Source organism: Parasalinivibrio latis, from assembly GCF_036825535.1.
Classification (GTDB): Bacteria; Pseudomonadota; Gammaproteobacteria; order Enterobacterales; family Vibrionaceae; genus Parasalinivibrio; species Parasalinivibrio latis.
Genome location: NZ_CP098813.1, coordinates 548122 through 568225, shown reverse-complemented (window position 1 = coordinate 568225; position 20104 = coordinate 548122). Strand labels below are relative to the sequence as shown.

The following is a 20104-nucleotide window of genomic DNA, read 5'->3' as shown; positions in this document are numbered from 1 at the left end:
GATATAAAAGAATAAGATTCCGTTATTTATTCCGGCTGACATCAATACTATCTATTTATTGGAACGTTCTAAGGTATTTTATGGAAACACTATATAAAAATTAACAACGCGGCAACATTAAAAAAGGGTAATTATTCTTGGTTCTTTGTTAACTGGATAATTTAAATAAATTTATTTTTTATTTGTCGATGAGATAATTTTCTATAAAAAATTGGAACGATACAAAATACAGATATCCAGACGACCGTAACATTAATTAAAAGATGTGTTACTTAAGAGATTGAGTGATTTTTTATTGCCGGAAAATTTTTGCGAGGTGTAATTCAAATCCATCATGCCTCTGTTGCAACTTTGTTTTTTATGACAAAACAATGCGTTGTATCTTCCCTTCTATCAGTGGTGAGTTCAATTATGAAAAGATCATTTGACGTCATAGGTGCGCCTTTCAATCAACTGGGTTTTGTCACAACGAACGACAATACAGTTGATGCGCTGCGACGGGTGGATGGCAACAGTTGGAACGCATTGTCTGAGTGGATGGAAATCCGCAACCAACGTTGGGGATCGGATATCACGGATCTTGGAGATGTTCAGCCTGATGACGTTGTACTTAACCTGATTGAGGCAGGGCAAAAAGAGCAGGCGTTGATAGAGTATTCTGCCCGACTGAAAGAAAAGGTTATCTCAAGCTTTGAAAACCACCGGACTCCTATTGTGATTGGCGGTGACCATGTGATTTCTGTCGGTACTGTACAGGCGGCTCTGGATTACTATCAAAGGCAACGGGGAGAGAAAACGGCAGTCATCTGGATTGACGCCCATGCAGATTGCAACAACAGCCAGCAGAGCAACCTTCACGGCAAACCACTTGCTTTGCTGATGGACAGATACTCTCATAATGGCTGGGAAGTAGAGCAGGGGTTAGAGCTTGAACCGGGTGATATTTATTATCTTGGTGTGCGGGACCTGATGCTAAACGAAGCTGCGCTGATAAAGGATCTTGGTATCAAAAACTACTCTATGGACATTATTGATGACCGGGGTTTGCGCAATGTAATGGATGAGTTGTTGTCCATACTTGAAAGCAGATACGACCGCTTTTTTGTTTCGTTTGATTACGACTGTCTGGATGGTGCCCTGTTCCGGTCTTGTGCCACGCCGAATGTGGGTGGGTTTAGTGCAAGGGAAACCCTGATGATGATTGGGAAATTGGCTGCGCATAACAAATTCGTCGGTATTGATTTTGTGGAATACCTGCCGGAGTTGGACAACAATGGTGTGTCCAAGGAGTTGATGATTAAGCTCATTGATGCCGTATGGGGTTTCAGGATGTAGCTTGCACACGTTGCCGCGAAAAAAAGGAACCAACAGGAGGGAAGGTTGACCGAACTGGAAGCACGCTGGAATGCTTATTACAAAAACTCGGTAGACGTACCGCATCACCCTCAGACTGAAGATGCTGCCCGGCTTAACCGGTCTGGCAATATGACGGCCATTGATTGTGGCTGCGGTATTGGGGCTGATATTTATTACCTTGCCAACCTTGGATACAAGGTTCATGGCTTTGATAGCCATCCTGAGGCTGTTCGTACATGTCGCGAGAAGTTCCTAGAAAATTCCGCTGTATCCATTGTTCAGAGCAGTTTTGAGGATTACACCTATCCGCAAACCGGACTGATTGTCGCCAATTCCAGCCTGTATTTTTCTGAACCCTCGGTTTTTGATGATACCTGGAGAAAAATCTCCGGTGCGCTGACACCGGGTGGGATTTTTTCAGGCCACTTCCTCGGATTGGATGATGACTGGAACCAGCATTCCGACCATACGATTAATGCGTTCTCTGAATCTGACGTACAGGATCTCTTCTCAAATTTCCGGGTTCACCATTTTCACGAGAAGCACGAAATGGGTAAAACCCGGGTCGGCAAAACCAAGTTCTGGCACATTTATTCCGTTGTGGCCGAGAAGGTTGGGTAGCCGGCATTCATTCCTTGAGTGAGGCGAGAATGCCGATAGTCGTGAGGGTTACTCCTGCAAGTTCCAGCACGGTAGGCGTTTCCTGAAGGAATAAAAAGCCTCCCAGAACCGCAATAGCCGGGACGAGTGCCCCGAACAGTGAACCTCGGGCAGCGCCAAGCCTGTCTATCGCGACGGTATATAGCCACAAACCCAGTATACCTGTTACCACCCCTTGCCCGATGCCCTGCAATACCCATGTGGTGGAATCACTTTCAGTCAGGTTGATGTCTGAAAAAACAAGGATCAGCGGCACCCAGATAAAAAGCGACCATACAGATACTGTTGAAACAGCATCCCAGGCATTAAGGTTCCACATTTTCGACATTACGGTATAGAGTGCCCAGAGAACCCCGCCGAGTACCAATAATCCATCACCCAATAAAACGTCAGCGGTTGACGCATTAAAACTCTGCCAATTAACAACCAGCATCCCGGTCAGGACAAAAATATATCCGGCAATCTGAGATACAGACTTGCTTTCGCGTAAAAGTAGATAACCTCCAAGCGCACTGAGAGATAACATCGTGCCAGTTTCAACAATACCAAGGTGCCCCGCAGGGGCAAACTTAAGACCCAAGGCAGAAACATAAACATAGATTGCACCGGCTCCAGACGCTAAAACAAAAGCTCTGGCGGGTTTAATGCGTTTGTAGACTTTATTGCCAAAGTAATAGGGCAGTAGAAGTAATCCTGCAAAAACAAAACGTACAGCCACGATCTCTTCAGCAGAAAACTGTGTCGTGACACCCAAGCGGGTAATAACCGGCCACAACCCCCAGATTATCGCAGCGCCCACTCCAGCGGATATGCCAATTAAATACTGTGATCCCTTTGGGAAGTTAATTGTCTTTGAGTGCTGGTGCATTTTGGAAAACCAATATCCCATTTGTTTATCAAAGTGTTCCGCATATTCACTTAATTCGACAACGGATATTTTTTTGATTATCGTTTCAAAATAAATTTGGTGTTCGGTTGGCTGTATGAGACTTCCCAAGTTAAATGCTTTTCAAACGTTTTCGGTGGTTGCCCGGCATGGCGGATTTACCGCTGCCTCTTTAGAATTAAACATTACCCCGGCTGCGGTGAGCCATCAGATAAAACTGTTAGAAAACCAGCTTGGTATCCAGCTTTTCCATCGTCTGCCTAATGGCCTCCAATTGACTGAAGCTGGAAGGGAGCTATTACCTGAAATCAGTAAAGGCATTACGCATTTTGAGCAGGGTATTAAGCGCCTGCATCGCTCTGAACTCTCCGGACGTTTAATCGTCAATGCCGCTCCTACACTGGCATCTTTGTGGTTATTACCCCGTTTGCGGCACTTTACTGATACCTACCCGGAAATAGAGCTCCAATTGTTAACCAATGAATCTGGGCCTGAATTAGCCTCCGGGCTGGCAGATATCCGCATTGTTCACAGTACCGGTCATTTCCAGGGGCTCTGTGTACGCAAGTTAATGGATGACCCGGTATCCCCGGTCTGTTCCCCGGATTTGCTTAGTAAAGTTCCGGTGAGCTGTAAGGAGGATTTGCTCAACCATACCTTGCTACATGATGTGAATGTCCAGGAGGGAGAAGCAAAAGTAACCTGGGAAAAATGGCTGAGCGATGGAGGAGTTGATCCTGCTGGAATAAAGCACCAGTTGGGGTTTGGCAGCCACCATCTGCAAATCCAGGCGGCTGTTCAGGGTTATGGAATCGCACTTGGCCGGCTTGCGTTAATCCAGTCTCACCTGGCCGAAGGGACATTGGTACAGCCTATTTCCACCGAAACACCTTCCGGGCTGGCGTATTACACCGTAACGACAAACCTTTCTGCCCAAAAGCCCAGGGTCAGTGCTTTTCTGGACTGGGTCCATCAACTGGCCTGAATGGTTATGGGCAAGGCGTCCCAAAACAGGAATGGTGACAGAAAAGCTCAAAAACCGCATTATTTCTGATTCATTGAGCTGTTCTGTTCATCATTGAGTGGCGTAGAATCCTACACTGTGTCTCGTTAACTCAGCGAGGAGAACCCACAATGAAAGCCAAATTCCTTATTCCACTGCTTGCCGCCGTTTCTTTCGGAAGTTCTGCGATGACCCTGACCAGCCATGATATTCAGGAAGGTTCGCGTATGGCAGATACCTATGCTTATAACGGTTTCGGCTGTACCGGTGAAAACCAGTCACCGCAACTGAGCTGGAGTGATGCGCCAAAAGGCACCAAGAGTTTTGCGATTACCGCTTTTGACCCTGATGCTCCTACCGGCAGCGGCTGGTGGCACTGGGTTGCAGTCAACATTCCTGCATCACAGCACAGCCTGAATCGCGGTGAGTCCGGCCACATCAAGGGTGCGGAAGAAATGAAGAACGATTACGGCTTCAAGGGATTTGGTGGCGTGTGTCCTCCAAAAGGTGCCGGTATGCACCGTTATGAATTCACTGTATGGGCAATGCCTACAGAAAAAATGGAACTGCCAAAAGGCGCGTCAAACGCGTTGGTGGGTTACATGCTGAATGCCCAGTCGCTGGGTAAGGCACGCCTGACAGCAACATACGTAAACCAATAACACAAGTTGAAAAATAAGAGGGAGCAAACACATGGGGAAACCCCTTGTCCAAACCGGTCAGTTCCGTGGCATTCGTAAACAGCCGCTGCATAATGTACTGGTTTATGCTCCTACCCTTATTTGGGTAAACCAGGGTCACAAGCAGCTCTGGTGGCATGATACAGCCCTGGATTTTACCCAGTCAGACTGGCTTGCCATTCCGGCCAGCCAGTACCTTACCTTTGTGAACGTTCCTGACCAGATCCTGTTCCACTCCCGTACACTGACCTTTCTGGAATCCCCCCCGCAGGCATGGGTTGAAGAATCTGTGCAGTCTGCCTTGTCTGACGAACCGCGCATCCACGTTACCCAGCCTTTGGCTTATTGCTTTGATGTCATGACCGATATGGTGGCGAATGCGCTGTCTGAAGAGACGCAGCGGCAGTTTCTGATGGGGTTCTATGCAGAATTGAAACAGGCTGGGGTGCTGCACCTGCTGTTTCCGGGGGAGGGGCAGTCCCTGAGGGAAAAACTGTCGCGTTACCTGAGTGTCAACCCTGGGGATGATCATAAGATTGAGGTGGTTTCAGGGCACTTATCCATGAGCCGGGCAACCATGAACCGTAAGCTTGCTGCCGAGGGAACCAGTTTCCGCCAGGTCCTGGCAGAAGTCAGGATGGGTTATGCCCTCAGCCTTATCCAGGAATCACGCAGCCAACTGGATGTGGCTCTGGCCTGCGGATACCAGTCAGAAGCCCGATTCTCATCACGCTTTAAGCAGCAATTCGGGCTGACACCAAAGCAGTACGTCCAGACACTGTAACTGCCGGCAGTTATTCAAAATTCCTCAGCCACTCTTTGAGTAACAGTGCCAGTTGTTGCTGTTGCTCAGGGGAAAGCGTTGCCAGCAAATTTGCCTGGGTATCGACGTGGGCGGTCAGTGCTTCATCAATAAGATTTCGCCCGGTATCCGTCAGCGACACAGTCACACTCCGGCGGTCTTCCGTACTGTGTTCCCGTTTGATCAGGCTTTTTTCTTCGAGACGGTCCAGCCGGTTTGTCATCGCGCCTGAGCTTAACATCATGGTGTTAAACAGCTCGGAGGGAGTCAGGGAAAAGGGCTTCCCGGAACGTCGGAGTGTTGCCAATACATCGAATTCGCCTTGGGTCAGGCCGAATTGTTTGTGCAGGTCAGATATCTGTTTTTCAGCATATTTGCTGATCCGCCACATCCGGCCGAGTACTGTCATTGGCAGGGTTTCCACATCCGGCCTCTGTTCCTGCCATTGCTCAGCAATACGATCAACGGCGTCCTGCTGTTTTTCCTTCATGATGCTTCGATTCTCATTATCTTGACGTGGAGATACTTTACACCGAGAGGTTGAATCCTGTACAGTTGATTTATCTTCACGTAGAGATACTTTGTATGAATATATTAATTGCCATGATTGGCCCAGCACTGTGGGGGACGACATACGCGGTTACCCAGTATGCGTTTGCTGGCTGGCCGCCTATGTTGCTGGCGGTTTTACGGGCCCTGCCAGCAGGTTTGTTCTTGCTTATTGCGCTGCGTCCGGCATTACCACGCGGCAGGCAATGGCAACCGCTGATCATCAGTGCAGCACTTAACATCGCCGTCTTTTTCACACTTTTGTTTATTGCTGCCGTGCACCTGCCTTCTGCTTTTGCGGCCGTTGGTATGGCATCAACACCTGTGTTTGCCTTTGTGATCAACAGCCTGATATACCGTCAGCTTCCCTCAGTGATCCAACTGGTGTTGGCGGGTGTCATGCTGGTGGCTGTCTGGCTGCTGTTTGACCCGGCAAATTCCTCCCTGAGCCTGGTAGGAATGGCAGCTATGGTGGCAGCTATTGTGGTGATGCTGTCCGGCAGCCTCTACGCCAAGAAAGTACTGGTGACAATACCGGGTAAGACCCTGCTGGTATGGCAGCTCACGCTGGGCGGGTTAATGCTTCTCCCCCTTGCCCTGGGCCAGCTTGCGCTGATGGGTGAAGCCAGAGCTGAACTGGTGTTCGGTACCACACAACTGTTTGGGCTGTTGTGGCTGATATTTGCCAATACCGTTGTAGCGTATTTCCTGTTTATCTGGGTGTTGCCGCGAATCTCCATTGTGCAGCTTGCGTTTGCCAGTGTGACTAATCCGGTCGCAGGCGTGCTTGCAGGTGTGGTGTTGGTGGGAGAGCAGTATTCCGGTTTCCAGTATTTCCTGATGGGAGTCTTGGTGGTCAGTGCGCTTGCCGCGCAATTAGGGGACAAGAGCCGGAAGAAGGTATAAGTTCAGTCAGATCGAAAAGTAAAAAACAACTTTAAAAATCCGGGCCAATCGAAGACCCGGATTTTTTTTGCATTGATTTGTGACTGCCGGTTCAGAGTGAGCCAACCTCAATGCGGTAGTTAATCAGCAGCGGTTTGTCCGGAGACAAAGCAACAGCAGTCGGCGTGCCTGTGTTTGCCATCGGGTTGTTCTGGCAGGCAGTGAGTGCCGACAGGCCAAACGGTGAACAGACGGGCTCCAGGCCGATGCAGAGATTTCTTCCGTTCCAGGGGAACTGTTTCTGCCCGTAATTGGAATACCAAAGCAACAGGCCAGGCAGTGTTTGCTCATCCCACGTCAGGGCGACACCATATTTTTCGGCAAGGTTCAGCAATGTGACCTTGCCGGTGGTTCCTTCCAACTGCAGCAGCTCTTCTGCCGGCTCTGAAAACGGGATCCGGCTTGCGTTGACCGGCTGGTTGTCTGTGCCGGGTACGGCTCTAAGGTCGGTAAACACCCTGTCCGATTTAAATATGTGCCCATGCGGTTCAACCACAGCGGGATGCGTCCAGCCCCGAGTCAGTGCAGCCGGGCGGATTTCAGCCATACCCGGTTGTCCCGGCAAACGAAAACAGGCATGGAGGGCAATGGGCTGGCTGCATGCTTCCCTTGCTTCAACCTCCAGGGTGATGTTGAGGGCAGGGCTGGCTGGGTCAGGGGTGATAGTGCGGACCAGCCGTTTTACCGGGTGGGACTCAGGGTAGTCGATAAAAAGAGAGATCTTGTCCGGCCCGGCAGCGCCGAATGTCCAGTGGTTATTGGCGCTGTAACCATGGACATCATTGACCGCTTCACCTTCGGCCATCACGGCCTGCCATGCTGCAGGGAACCCGGCAACCGGCATTGGGTAGCCAAAGGGTACGCATGGCCACTCCCCCCGCAATGCGGCGGTAAGGTTGTCCAGCGATGAGCGCTCTGGTTCATCGTGCCAGGGAGCAAGGTAAAAAGGGCTGACCTGTTGTCCGCCGGGCAGGGCAAATACGCTTGGGCCCAGCATGCCCCCCATGGACTCGACACAGACAGTGCCGTATTTCCAGCCAAGGGAGCGGCGCATTGTCTCTGTGGTCATTGTCCCTCCTTCCTGTTTTTCCTGACGCAGTAACGGTTATCGCTATGCTGGCTTTTCTACAATAGATACCGGTGTTGGTACGTATACGGAGTCAACCGGTGGAAGCAACCTGCCTGTCGCTGTATCCCTGCGCAAACTTGCCAGGCTGTTGGTCAGCTGGTTTCCGGCTATAACCCAGTTACCGTCTGACGTAATGGTAAAATCCCGTGGGCAACTGCCCCCGGTTTCAAAGGCATCGACATAGTGGAGAGTGCGGTAATCATCCGAAATGGCAAACAGTGCTATCTGTGATTGCCGCCTGCCGGAGACATAGAGAAAACGCCCGTCCGGTGACAGCCGGATGGCGGCAATGGAACCTTCTACGTCAGCGGGTCTTTCAAATGCCTGTAGCTGGTATTCGAACTGCCAGCCAAGCCCGCTGCGGGAAAGCACCAGCACTGATTCATCCAGCTCGCAGGCGACATAGGCATAGTGCCCGTCAGGGCTGGTAACCATATGCCGGGGGCCGCAGCCTGCCGGTACGGCACACTCGGATTTTTCCGTTATTTCCCCTGTATCACTGAGCCTGTAGCTCCAGACTTTGTCTGAACCCAGGTCAATGTTGTGCAGACAGCTTCCGTTGTCTGTAAAGGTTACCTGGTGGGCATGAGGGCCTTCCTGCCGGGCTTTAAGCGGTCCTTCTCCCTGGTGGACAATGTGGTTGATCGGGGTCAGATCCCCGTTGTCGCCATACTCAAACAGGGAGACTTCCCCGGTCCAATACTGGGCAGTGGCAACTCGCCGGGTTGCCTCGTGCAAGGTGACATGACAGGGAATTTCACCTTGCACAGGATGGGAAAACAATGAGTGCTCTGTTTGCGTATCCATCAACAAATACTGGATAGCGGGTGTGTCCGAAGTGAATACTTCCTTACAGGCAAAGAGCTGTTTTCCGTCGGATGACAGCGACAGGTAGGAAGGGTTGAGGCACTGGGTGACTAACGTGGGTGTTCCAAAACTGCCGGATTCCGGGTCGAAGCTCACCGAGTAGATTCCCTCTCCGTTGGCTTCGACGCCAACAATCGGGAATGAGTAGGTACCGATAAAAAATTCCATTTTCGCCTCACATAATGCCAAATTTCTCGAATGCCTCGACGGTGCTCATTCCCTGGTTAAGGGCTTCCCGGACTTTGTTTTCGCCCCGGACTTTCTCATGGGCTTTTGCCAGCACCTCGGCTTCAATTTCCTGTGGAATGCACAATACACCGTCGCAATCGCCAAAGATGATGTCGCCCGGATTGATATTGACCTGCCCAATACGGATTGGGACGTTGTAATCGATAACTTTGCCCCTTGGGCCTTGATCCTGAGCGTAACAGCCACGGCTTGCTACCGGAAAATTGAGAGAAAGTATTTCATTGCTGTCGCGCAGGTATCCGTCGAGTACCGCACCGGCTGCTTCCAGCCTGAGTGCCCTTGTCGACATCAGGCCGCCCCACAGGGCATAGCTGGGTGAGGCCCCGGTGCAGATATACACATCATCCTTTTTCAGGCTGTCGAGTGCCTCGAACATCAGGCCGAAAGGCTGCCGCATAAGGGGGTTTGCAGTGTGCTTCTCGGTTTCGCTGAAAACGTCTGCTTCCAGCACCGGCATCGCGCGCCCGGCAATCACCATGCTTCTGTCCAGCGGTGAAAGATAGGGTGGGAGGAACTGACGGGTATACCCCATTTTGTCCATCACATCGCCGATAACGGCACTGAACAGTTTTTCCCTCATGAGGCAAAAATCAACGTTGTCCTGCTGGGATTGCTTTTGCATAAGGACTCCTTACTCCGGGCAGTATCAGTGATGGTGCGGTCAGGCTGCCACGCCGAGACTTTTCAGTGAGGCACGGATATAGCCCATGGCATAGGCCATGCCTGCATGCCATGACGCGTTGCAACTCATCTGGGGTGTATGATCAGGGATGATGACGCCGGAATAGCTGTTATCTTTCAAGATGCGCAGGATATGCTGGACATCAATATCCCCTTCGTCGATAAAGACCTCCCGGTAGTCGGGCACTTTGCCTTTGACATTCCTGAGGTGGATATAGCCAATTTTGTCATCCCGGCACCAGCGTTCCACTTCGTCATAGACGGTGCTCTCGCTCATCTCTGCTACGGTTCCCAAACAGAGTTCAGCACAGTTGCTGGGGGAGGGGCGCTCCCGGAAAGACTTGTCGTAAAAACGGGGCTGGTACACCAGACGGGCATGGCCACGCATTACCGGCATTGGCGGGTCGTCTGGGTGGGCTGCCAGCCGTACCCCGGCTTTTTCAGCAACCGGAAGCAAGACATCAAGGAAATAGTGGTAGTTTTCCCAAATCTGGTCGGAAGATACTGGTGGGATATGCCCTTCCGGTGCATTTTCGTCATACACCATGTTCCAGATCATGCCATTCGGTACCGGGCTGAGGGAAAGGGCATCCTCTTCCCGCAGGCCGACACTCCGGGCCCCGGCGCGTGCAAGCTCTCCTTCGTACCAGCCACAAACCCCAGCGATGGAAAAGTTGTATCCCATCACAGGAATGCCGACGTCGCCCATATTGCGGATGATCTGCGCCAGATCGTCGAGTTGCCGGTCGCGCTCAGGTCCGCCGAGAAGAACGTCATACCAGTGTGCCGGGTCGAAGTTTTCGATCGCTGCCAGTTGAAGGTCTGCCGCTTCAATGTCGGATTTCAGTGACTGTAAACCCGCTTTGGTCCACGGGGATTTATCACCCTGGGTATAGCCCCAGCCGTCCTTCTGCTGACCAGGAAGGGAAGGGGATTTGGCAAAGTAGTCGGTAAGGTGCGCCACAATATGCGTTGCACTGCACTGACGGGCAAACGCATAGTTTTCTGCGGTCAGCATGTGTTTGTAGAGCCCAAAACCTAACTTCATTTTCATTCCCCTCGTATGAGATTACGTGCCTTTGTAGCCCAGGTTCCTCGATATCACCTTGCAGGCGTTTTTCAGCATTTCCAGCGCTTCATCCGGCTGGGTTTCCTGCGCATATTTCTGGGACAGGAATGGGATAGTGACGACGCCGGCAATGCTGGATGTGTAGTCGAATACCGGGACAGAGAGGTTGAGGATGCCGGGGACAACTTCAGACTGCAGTCTTTCACTCCCGTTACGGACAATACTGTCCAGCCGGTTTTTAAGTGCGGCTTTTTCGGTTTCCGTTGTCAGGCTGTCGAAAAATGCCTGCTGGATTTCCCGGTCAGAATAGGCGACCAGAACAGCACCGGAACTGGTTTCCAGCGCCGGGTACCGGCTGCCTGTTGCGACGGAGTAGTGTGTACCCAGTGGAGGATCCTGCTGGTGGATAATGGTGATTTCCAGGCCGTTGAGCAGCGCGAGGTGGCAGCTTTGCAAGGTGGTTTTACATACTGCTTTTACTTCAACATGGGCTGCTTCAACCAGGGTTTGCACCGGGTAGTGCCGGTTTGCCACTTCAAACATTTTCAGGGAGAGGTGGTAAGTGGATTTCGGGCCACTTGAATAGATGTACCCCCGGTGTTCCAGCACCTGGAAAACCCGGTACAGGCTGGTTACAGAGCGTCCGAGCTTTCGGGCGATCTCTGACTGGGTTGCGCCATCCGGGCTTTCTGCCAGCAGTTCCAGTACGCTGAGTGCTTTGTCTACCGCTGGAACTGAATATTTGGTTTCACTTTTGTCCATGTGTCATCCGTGTGTTATTGGTTTTGTTGTTCCTGTTCGACCGTTTTGGCGGCAAGCTTCCGGTCTGCGCTGATAATTTCCCTGATAAGACTTTGCCTTTCCTTGGCGCTGACAAATTCCAGCCGACGGATACCGAGGGGGTCGATAACGGTTCTGAGAACCCGAAGTTCTTCCGCTGTCGGTTCGGCCATCGTTTTACAGTTATCTGCAAATATCACCTTAAAGCCGGTTTGCCGGACAATTTCCTCCCGGCTTGCACCCGGCATGGTTTCTGTCACGACAAACTGACCGGCCTGTTCATCATATTCAAACAGGCAAAGGTTGGTAATCAATGCCACCTTGCCGGGTCGGTAACCATAGCGCAGGCGTTGCTGTTCTGTCAGGATGCTGCGTCCGGCACTGCAAATTTCCACGTTTTCTACCAAGGCATTCGGGTTGTGGCGGGGAACATACACAATGAAGTGTTGGTGCATGTTGGCAACATCTGCCATACCGCCCTGACCGGGCAGGCGCACCTGGCCTCCGTCCGGTTTGGAAATAGAGAGGGTGTTGGTAAACCCCTGGGCGTCAATCTGCGCCGTCCCGACAATTTCATGGCTGACAAGGCTGCCCTGGTAGGTGTTCCAGTAGGTGTCCTCCCCGCCGGTATGGCTGACTGCACTGTGGGTATCCATCGCTTCCAGCATGGTCAGGGAAAGGGTACCGGCATCCACGTCCACGGTACCGCCGCTGAATGTGGTGAGAATCAGGTCCGGCGCATGGAGTCTTTTTGCCAGACGGTAAGCGACATTGGCAAGGGGGGAAACTGCACCGGCACTGGCGTAGCTGTTATTGTCGAGAAGCCGCGCAACCCGGATTGTCATCAGCTCATCAACGGTTGCCTGTTCTGGTTGTCTGGCCTTTACAACGGACCGTTGTAACGAAAAATAGCAGCGCGCCGGGAGGCTGGCGGCTTGCCGGATAAAAGGCGGAATCCCCTCATTTGAGGGAGCCAGTTCGTCGAAAAGAACCGCTTCTTTGTCAAAAACGATGTCCATCAGCCTTCGGTAATCAGTGGTGTAATAGGGCAGGCAAGAGCAGGGGTATGCGCCACCGGGAACCTTTGAAATCGCCGAAATACGGTTTCGGGGGATCACGAAGTTGCGGGGGCCTTGCTGCAACGTGCCAGCAGGGATAATTTCTTCCACAGTGACCAGTACCTGTCCGGCAGCCCCAGCCACAAGTTTGTCGAGGGAGTGGGCACCGTACAACTCAACATTGCCGTTTTCGTCAGCCCTGGGTGCATGGAGCAAAAAGACATCGGTGGACATGGCACGCACCAGAGAAAGCATCTGGTTACTTTGGGCGTCGTGGTAGGGAACCAGTGCCGGGCAGGTGTTGTTGAGCTCAGAGCCCTCGGGGCTCTGCATCGGCAGGAAGGGCAGGTTCTGCTCTGTGGCACGCAGGCTTTGAATAAGTGCCAGCGCAGGCCAGTCTGTCATAGGTATTTCACCGCTTTCCACGGCCTTGCGGAATTTTGGGGCCAGCCCGAAGATATCCAGGCTTGAGAAGCAAATATCGATGCTTTTTACCGCGCCAGCTTCGAGCAACAACTCCAGTGGCAGTCCGCCCGCCCAGTTGAAGTAGCGAAGATCCTGTGTTTTCTGGGCGCAGACAGCGCGAACCAGCGCAATGGGCAGGCGGGCAAAGTGGTGGCCCCCGACAGAAATCCGGCTGCCGGAGTCCACTCTCGCTGCCAAATCCTTAAGCGGCAGAAACTCGGGGCGGTTGTTCTTGACCAGGTTCATGGCTTCTCCCTTGTCAGGTGACTGACGGCTGTTAACCTGTCTCACCCACTGAATAGCGCGCGGTGATACAAAGCCCTCCGTCAACCCGGAGATCGGCTCCTGTGGTGAACCCGGCAGCATCGGAGGCTAGGTAAACCGCAGCTTCTGCAATTTCTTCCGGCTTGCCGATACGCCCGATAGGGTGCATGCCGACAAAGGCATCCATGATTTTGTCCCCTTCGGGGCTTTCCCGGATGACCTGTGCCACCATGGGTGTGTTGATGGTGCCGGGAGAGATGGTATTGACCCGGATGTTGTGGGGGCCAAACTCCACAGCCAGTTGTGTGGTCAGGGAGATAATACCGCCTTTAATGGCAGCATAGGCGCTCCACCCCTGAAGCCCATTGTGTGCCTGCGCAGAAGCCATGTTGACGATGGCTCCCCCGCCGTTTTCCATCATGTAGGGAATGGCAAACTTGCAACCGCGGAACACGCTGCTGAAATTGATGGCAAGAATGTCCTGGTATTCCTGTTCTGTCATCTCGTAGATCGGCACCCCGCCAATGGCGGCTGCGGCGTTGTTGACCAGGATATCCAGTTTGCCAAACGTGGATACTGTTGTATCAATCAGGTTTTTCATGTCGGCTTCCAGGCCGACATTGGTCTGGATGAACAGGGCAGTGCCGCCGGACGAGGTAATTTCAGCCTCTGCAGATTTCCCCTTTTCCTGCTGAATATCCCCTAATATGACCGTTGCCCCTTCGGCTGCCATGGTTTTGGCAATCACCCGCCCAATGCCATCGGCTGATCCGGTGACAATGGCTACTTTTCCTGCAAGTCTGTCCATGATGTCCTCCTATTGATGTTTTTTCTTAACCGAATCCAGCGCGACAGCAATAATGATGACGATGCCGGTCACCACTAGCTGCCATTCCGTTGGCGCGCCAAGCATGCCCAGCCCGTTGGAAACAAACGCCAGTATCAGGACGCCCAGCAGCACGCCCCACAGGCTGCCAATGCCCCCGGCGAGACTGATTCCTCCCAATACCGCCGCCGCTACGGCCTGGAATTCATACCCGATACCGGCAAGGTGGACGGCAGAGCCAAGGCGGGAAGCGAGCAAGATGCCGCCGATAGTGGCGGTGAGGGAACAGAGTACAAAACAGGTGAATTTGACCCGCTTTACGTTGTACCCGGCAAGCCGGGCCACTTTTGCATCACTGCCGATGGCATACACCTTGCGCCCGAACCGTGTGTGCCGCAGCATGACTGCGAGCAGCACAACCATGATGCCGGCAATGAGCGCCGGGTAGGGGAGGATGTCGGCAAAACGCCCGTTCCCGAGCAGGAAAAATGACTCAAGGTAGATGTCATCTGCAATGGCTTTTTTGCCGGTATAGAGATACACCGCACCCCGGATAATAAACAGGGTGCCCAGCGTCACAATCAGGGAGTTGATGCGAAGGTAGACCGCCAGGTAGCCATTGATAACCCCAATCGCCAGCCCGCAAAGCAGTGCACTGGCAATGCCCAGCTCCATTGAACCGGTGGCGTTCATCACCTCAATCAGGGGGATTGCGACGGCGGCAACCAATGACCCGACCGAAATATCCACTTCCCCGGAAATAAACACGATGCTGACACCCAGAGCCAGGGTCAGGATGATCGATGCCTGTCCCAATACGTTGGTGAGGTTCCGGACAGAGAAAAAGTGTTCAGACAGCAGGGAGAAAACCACCACGATGGCGACCAGTGATACCGCAAGTGCAAACTCGTTACGTCGGGTCAGGCTTGCCCACAACGATGGCTTTGCTGGCTCCGGTGGGGTCAGGACTTTTTCATCTAATTGCTGCATCCAGAATCTTCTCCTGTGTTGCCTCACTGCGATCAAATTCCGCTGTGATTCGTCCCTGTGACATTACGACTATCCGGTCGCACATTCCCAAAAGCTCTGGCATTTCAGAGGTCATGATGACAATACACATCCCTTGCGATGCAAGGCTGTCTATCAAGGTATAAATCTCAGACTTTGCCCCGACATCAATGCCCCGGGTGGGTTCGTCAACAATCAGTACCGACAGCCCGTACATCAGCCAGCGTGACAGCATGACCTTTTGCTGATTGCCACCGGACAGCGTGTTTGTCAGTTGTGCCAGAGAGGTGATTTTGATTTTGAACTGTTCCACGTACTCCTGGCAGGCGGCCTCTTCTTCACCCGCTGCGACAAAACCGTGCTGGCTCAGTTTATCGAGGGAAGCCAGGCTCATGTTGTCCATGACACTGGCTTCCAGCATCAGGCCCTCTTCCTTCCTGTCTTCACTCATCAGGCCGATGCCGAGTGCCTTTGCGCGCTCGGTGGTGTGGGGTGAAAGGTGTTCGTTGTTGACGACGATGCTGCCTTCACTGATATCGTCAAAACCTACCAGCGCCTTGGCGAGCTCAGTCCGGCCTGCGCCAACCAGGCCAAAAAATCCCACGACTTCCCCGGTTTTGGCGCTGAAGCTGATGTCGTGCAGTTTGTCCGGAGTACTCAACCCGTTTACCTCCAGACGGAGCGGTCCGGAGGTGTGCTCGGTTTTTGGAAAAAGGTCGTCAATTTCCCGGCCGACCATGTCAGTTATCAGGCTGGCATGAGTGTGTTCACGGGTGGGTTTGGTTGAAACCAGGCAACCGTCGCGCAGCACAACGCAGCGGTCTGATATTTCAAAAAGCTCTTCAAGTTTGTGGCTGACGTAGATAACGGCAATGCCAAGGCTTGTCAGTTTCCGGATGACGATAAAGAGGTTGCGAATTTCTGCCGGGCTGAGTGATGACGTCGGCTCGTCCATGACAACCACCTTGGCATCGCTGCTGATGGCGCGGGATATTTCCACCAGTTGTTGCTGGCTGATGGGCAGGTCACCGACCTTGGTATCCGGGTTTAAATCGAACCCAAGGCGGTCAAACAGCACAGAAGCTTCCTGCCGGATGAGTTTCCAGTCTACCGTCCCCAATGCCGTACGTGGGTGCGACTCCATAAAGATGTTTTCAGCGACGGTAAATTCGGGGATCAGGGCGATCTCCTGGAACACCGGCTTTAACCCGGCGTTCAATGCATCGGATGGCGAACTGAATGCAACCTTCTCGCCGCTGAGGAAAATATGCCCGTCATCCTGAGGGAAAACCCCACAGAGGATTTTTATCAAGGTCGATTTTCCTGCCCCGTTTTCCCCAATCAGGGCGAGAACTTCGCCGGGGAACAGTTCCAGTGAGACGTTGTCGAGAGCTTTTACACCTGGGAAAGCCTTGCTGAGGCCTTCAATCCGGATGATCTCTGAAGCGCTACTCATCGTCAGGCCTCCTCCTCAGCATGTCGAGGTAAACCGCCAAAATCAGGAACACGCCGGGGATGATAATTTGCCAGTCCTGGTTCCAACCGAGGATGATGATGCCGTTATCAATGATCTTGAGGATAAAGACAGCAAGCACGGTGCCTAAAATGGAGCCGCTGCCGCCAAAAAGGCTGGTACCGCCAAGCAATACTGCTGCGATAACGATCAGTTCAAACCCTTTCCCAGCAGTGGGTTGCCCGGCATTGAGCAGTGACGCGAGGATGACGGCAGCAACACCGACCAGCGCACCAAGGATGATAAAGGCTGTGAGTTTGACCCTGCCGGGAGAGATGCCGGACAGTTTGGCGGCATTTGCATTGGCACCAACGGCCGTTATCAAGCGTCCCTGCCGGGTTTTGGAAAGCAGCACGGCACCCAGTAATACAGCAATGGCAGAAATGATGACCGGGATGGGAATGCCCATCCAAAAGCCGGTTGCCACATCGGCAAATGCCGGGAGCTGGTGATGGTTCTGCACGGCTTCCCGGGTGTACAGGAAGACACCGCCCTGCAAAATCATCATGGTGGCGATGGTACCTATCAGGGAATTAACCTTCAGGCGGGTGGCTACCAACCCGTTGAATGCGCCAACCAGAATGCCAAACCCGATGCCTGCTGCAATGCCCGCCGTAAGGCTGTGGGTCTTGTTAACCACATCCATCACAATGCAGGATGCAAACCCCATAGCCGCACCCACGGAGATATCCACTTCACCGGAAATCAGCAACAACGTCATGCCAACCGCAACAGTCAGCACCAGGGATGACTGGTGCAATACAGCGATGATGTTTGCCGGGGTCAGGAATTTGTCGGAGGCCAGGCCGAGCCCGGCTATCAGAGCCACAAGCAGCAAAACCAGAAAAAGCTGCTTGGAGCGCCCTGCCCGTTCCCAGATTGTGCGGGGTACTGCAACGTCCATATTTTCATCCCTTTATCTCAGTGAGACGGTTAGCCTGCTGTGCCAGTGGTACAGGCTAACCCGTACCACCGGGACACTGGCGTCTTACAGGTCAGAGGCGTATTTCATGCACTTTGCAGGCGGAACCAGCCCATTGACTTCATCCCATTTGATTTTGCGAGCCTTGCCATCGTAGGAATAAAAGCGGCTGAAGTTTTCCAGGTTCAAGGTGTAGGTTGGGCTGACAACGTGCTCAGGCAGGTTTTCCTTGTTGTACAGCGCAACGGCTGTGTCCATGGTGGTAAAGCCGACTTTTTCCGGGAACATGGCAGCTTCCAGTTTCAGTGGGCTGTTGTCTTTGGACATTTCGTTCAGAAATGCAAGCCCTTCTGCACCGGTACCGACCACAATCAGTTGGTCTTCCGGTAACCCGGCAGCCCGCCACGCCTGAAGCCCACCAAGTGCCGATGAGTCGTTAATGCCGTAAATAATGTTGATGTTGGAATCGGCTGCCAGTGCTGCGGAGGAGACCTCCTGGGAGCGGTCAGGGTTTCCGCCACCGTCCAGGTCATGCACCATTTTGGCTCCTGGGATAATGGTATGGAGGCCATCCATAAATCCCTGGCTGCGTAACACTGTTGCAGACAACAGGGGCAGGCCGACGTTCATTACCCGGACATCCCCATCGAGGGTTTCCTTGGCAAGTTTGCCGGCTTCGACGCCCGCGTTATACCCGGTGTCATAATCGCAAATAGCAACAAGCGTTTGCATTCCCCTGGCTGGGCTGCCCTCAAGGACGACAGGGATGCCGTTGGCCTTGGCTCTTCGGAGGATGGGGACAACCCCCTGCTCGTTTACCGGTGTGATGATAAGTACATCGACATTACGGGCCATGAAGTCTTCTGCTGCAGAAACCTGCTTGGCGATATCCAGGTTGGCATCAATGACTTCAAGCTCTACCCCGAGTTCCTTGCCCCTTTGTTTCATGCCTTTTATGACGTTCTGGTACCACTCATGAGTGGCGTAATTGACAATGTATCCGGCCGTTTTCGGACCTTCGGCTACGGCATTGGCTGAAACAAACAGGGCACAGGCTGAGAGGGTAAACAGCCTTGCCTTCGTAATGAATCCTTTCATGTTCATGTCTCCTGAAAGTGGTGATTCCCAGTGATTGGGCGTACATTCCTGACAGAATTCGGCGTGACTAGATCTCTGTGTCCGGCCGTTTCTGCACGGTCACATCTTCAGATTTCATCAATTTTTCTATTGCCTCTTCCGTGACACCGTGTTCACGCAAGATTTCGATACTGTGTTGCCCGATAAGGGGAGCCGGACGTTCAATGGTTGCGGGGGTTTCACTCATGGAAACCGGCGGGGCAACGGTTTTTACATCGCCCGCTGTCGGGTGCCGGTAATGGGTGATCATGCCCAGGTGCCTGACCTGCGGATCTTCACTTGCCTCGCGAAAGTCCTTGATTTCAGCACACCAGATATCAGCCGCCAGCAGTTTTTCAAGCAGCGGGGCCCGGTGGAATTTTTGCGTTTCCCGGTTGATGGCCTGCCAGATTTCATCCCGTTTTTCGAAAAGGGTCTGGGGGTCGTCATAGTGAGAGAGGTAGCTGGCATCAAGCACATCAATTAAGGTTGAATAAGGGCTCATGGCGATGGTGACAAAGCCATCCTTGCACTCGTAGACCCCGAATGGTGCATCCATACCGGGGTGGCCAATACCGGAGTTAGGCCGCTGGAAATCCTGGTCGAGGTTAAGGACAGTTAAATACTCCTGCCCGAGGTGAGCCATCATCCCGGCGAGAAGGTTAACTTCGATTTTCTGTCCCTTGCCGGTTTTCTCTCGGTAGTAGAGTGCCGCCAGAATGGCATAGACCATGTTCATGGCCCCAATCTGGTCTGCAATACCCGCTCCTGTGGGCACCGGCGGTTGGGACGCCTGCCCTGTATTGGAAGCCAGCCCGATTAACCCCTGGACCAGCATGTCTTGCCCCGGCCTTGAAAGGTAGGGGCCGCTTTCGCCATAACCGGAGCCGGAGCAATAGATAATGCCGGGGTTGACGGCCTTGAAGTCGTCATAACCGTAACCCAGTTTTTCCATGACGCCCGGCCGGAAATTTTGCACAACGACATCGGCAGTTTTCGCCATCTCCATGATGACACTGTGGATGTCACGGCTTTTAAGGTTGACGGCCAGCGAGCGTTTGTTCCTGTTCCAGGCGAGGAAACTCGGGCTTTCTGTTCCGCCCACCCATTTGTTAAAAAAGGTGATGCTGCGAAACAGGTCGCCTTTGTGGTGGCGTTCAACCTTGATGATGTCTGCCCCCATGTCACCAAGCATCTGGGTGGCAAATGGCCCTTGCAGCAAGTGGCTGAAGTCGAGCACTTTTATTCCTTCCAGAGCTTTTTCCATGATCTCCTC

General features: G+C 52.8%; 20 protein-coding genes. 6 read left to right on the top strand and 14 right to left on the bottom strand.

Annotated elements, in window-relative coordinates:
* Nucleotides 1–411: 411 nt before the first annotated feature.
* Nucleotides 412–1335, top strand: coding sequence for an arginase family protein (locus tag NF212_RS19680; protein WP_434362537.1), 924 nt, complete (start codon nt 412–414; stop codon nt 1333–1335).
* Between the two features lie 45 nt (nt 1336–1380).
* Nucleotides 1381–1977, top strand: coding sequence for a class I SAM-dependent methyltransferase (locus tag NF212_RS19675; RefSeq protein WP_434362536.1), 597 nt, complete (start codon nt 1381–1383; stop codon nt 1975–1977).
* A gap of 7 nt (nt 1978–1984) precedes the next feature.
* On the opposite strand, the gene NF212_RS19670 is transcribed toward NF212_RS19675, so the two are convergent.
* The gene (locus NF212_RS19670) at nt 1985–2884 is read right to left on the bottom strand and encodes a DMT family transporter (RefSeq protein WP_434363028.1); all 900 of its coding nucleotides are present in this window, start codon (nt 2882–2884) and stop codon (nt 1985–1987) included.
* Nucleotides 2885–2999: 115 nt separating this feature from the next.
* Here NF212_RS19670 and NF212_RS19665 point away from each other — a divergent pair, with 115 nt between their 5' ends.
* The 3 genes from NF212_RS19665 (at nt 3000) to NF212_RS19655 (ending at nt 5369) form a co-directional block, all read left to right on the top strand.
* The gene (locus NF212_RS19665) at nt 3000–3887 is read left to right on the top strand and encodes a LysR substrate-binding domain-containing protein (RefSeq protein ID WP_434362535.1); all 888 of its coding nucleotides are present in this window, start codon (nt 3000–3002) and stop codon (nt 3885–3887) included.
* Between the two features lie 149 nt (nt 3888–4036).
* A complete protein-coding gene (locus NF212_RS19660; RefSeq protein WP_434362533.1) occupies nt 4037–4567 on the top strand; it encodes a YbhB/YbcL family Raf kinase inhibitor-like protein in 531 nt (176 codons plus the stop codon).
* Between the two features lie 31 nt (nt 4568–4598).
* Entirely contained in the window at nt 4599–5369 is a 771-nt protein-coding gene (locus NF212_RS19655) for a helix-turn-helix transcriptional regulator (protein ID WP_434362532.1), read from the top strand.
* Between the two features lie 10 nt (nt 5370–5379).
* Here the strand turns inward: NF212_RS19655 and NF212_RS19650 are convergent, their stop codons facing one another.
* A complete protein-coding gene (locus NF212_RS19650; RefSeq protein ID WP_434362531.1) occupies nt 5380–5877 on the bottom strand; it encodes a MarR family winged helix-turn-helix transcriptional regulator in 498 nt (165 codons plus the stop codon).
* Between the two features lie 95 nt (nt 5878–5972).
* Here NF212_RS19650 and NF212_RS19645 point away from each other — a divergent pair, with 95 nt between their 5' ends.
* Nucleotides 5973–6842, top strand: coding sequence for a DMT family transporter (locus NF212_RS19645; protein WP_434362530.1), 870 nt, complete (start codon nt 5973–5975; stop codon nt 6840–6842).
* 91 nt (nt 6843–6933) lie between these two features.
* On the opposite strand, the gene NF212_RS19640 is transcribed toward NF212_RS19645, so the two are convergent.
* The 12 genes from NF212_RS19640 to NF212_RS19585 form a co-directional block, all read right to left on the bottom strand.
* The gene (locus NF212_RS19640) at nt 6934–7950 is read right to left on the bottom strand and encodes a hypothetical protein (RefSeq protein ID WP_434362529.1); all 1017 of its coding nucleotides are present in this window, start codon (nt 7948–7950) and stop codon (nt 6934–6936) included.
* A gap of 42 nt (nt 7951–7992) precedes the next feature.
* Nucleotides 7993–9045 carry a lactonase family protein gene (locus tag NF212_RS19635; RefSeq protein ID WP_434362528.1) on the bottom strand — a complete coding sequence of 351 codons (1053 nt, stop codon included), beginning with the start codon at nt 9043–9045 and terminating at the stop codon, nt 7993–7995.
* A 7-nt stretch (nt 9046–9052) separates the two neighbouring features.
* Nucleotides 9053–9748, bottom strand: a complete 696-nt coding sequence (locus NF212_RS19630) for an RraA family protein (RefSeq protein WP_434362526.1) — start codon at nt 9746–9748, stop codon at nt 9053–9055.
* 39 nt (nt 9749–9787) lie between these two features.
* A complete protein-coding gene (locus tag NF212_RS19625) occupies nt 9788–10855 on the bottom strand; it encodes a mannonate dehydratase (RefSeq protein ID WP_434362524.1) in 1068 nt (355 codons plus the stop codon).
* Nucleotides 10856–10876: 21 nt separating this feature from the next.
* Nucleotides 10877–11638: an IclR family transcriptional regulator gene (locus tag NF212_RS19620; RefSeq protein ID WP_434362522.1), complete on the bottom strand. Its 762-nt coding sequence runs from the start codon at nt 11636–11638 to the stop codon at nt 10877–10879.
* A 14-nt stretch (nt 11639–11652) separates the two neighbouring features.
* Nucleotides 11653–13425: a CoA-transferase gene (locus NF212_RS19615; RefSeq protein WP_434362520.1), complete on the bottom strand. Its 1773-nt coding sequence runs from the start codon at nt 13423–13425 to the stop codon at nt 11653–11655.
* Nucleotides 13426–13456: 31 nt separating this feature from the next.
* Nucleotides 13457–14251: an SDR family NAD(P)-dependent oxidoreductase gene (locus NF212_RS19610; RefSeq protein ID WP_434362519.1), complete on the bottom strand. Its 795-nt coding sequence runs from the start codon at nt 14249–14251 to the stop codon at nt 13457–13459.
* 9 nt (nt 14252–14260) lie between these two features.
* On the bottom strand, nt 14261–15259 hold the full coding sequence (locus NF212_RS19605) for an ABC transporter permease (RefSeq protein WP_434362517.1): 999 nt from the start codon (nt 15257–15259) through the stop codon (nt 14261–14263).
* Nucleotides 15243–16733: a sugar ABC transporter ATP-binding protein gene (locus NF212_RS19600; protein WP_434362516.1), complete on the bottom strand. Its 1491-nt coding sequence runs from the start codon at nt 16731–16733 to the stop codon at nt 15243–15245. Before NF212_RS19600 ends, NF212_RS19605 begins: the two co-directional genes overlap by 17 nt.
* Nucleotides 16726–17694, bottom strand: coding sequence for an ABC transporter permease (locus NF212_RS19595; protein WP_434362514.1), 969 nt, complete (start codon nt 17692–17694; stop codon nt 16726–16728). The genes NF212_RS19600 and NF212_RS19595 overlap by 8 nt, the downstream gene beginning before the upstream one ends.
* 84 nt (nt 17695–17778) lie before the next feature.
* Entirely contained in the window at nt 17779–18810 is a 1032-nt protein-coding gene (locus NF212_RS19590) for a sugar ABC transporter substrate-binding protein (protein WP_434362513.1), read from the bottom strand.
* A 67-nt stretch (nt 18811–18877) separates the two neighbouring features.
* Nucleotides 18878–20095: a CaiB/BaiF CoA transferase family protein gene (locus NF212_RS19585; RefSeq protein ID WP_434362511.1), complete on the bottom strand. Its 1218-nt coding sequence runs from the start codon at nt 20093–20095 to the stop codon at nt 18878–18880.
* Nucleotides 20096–20104 lie beyond the last annotated feature (9 nt).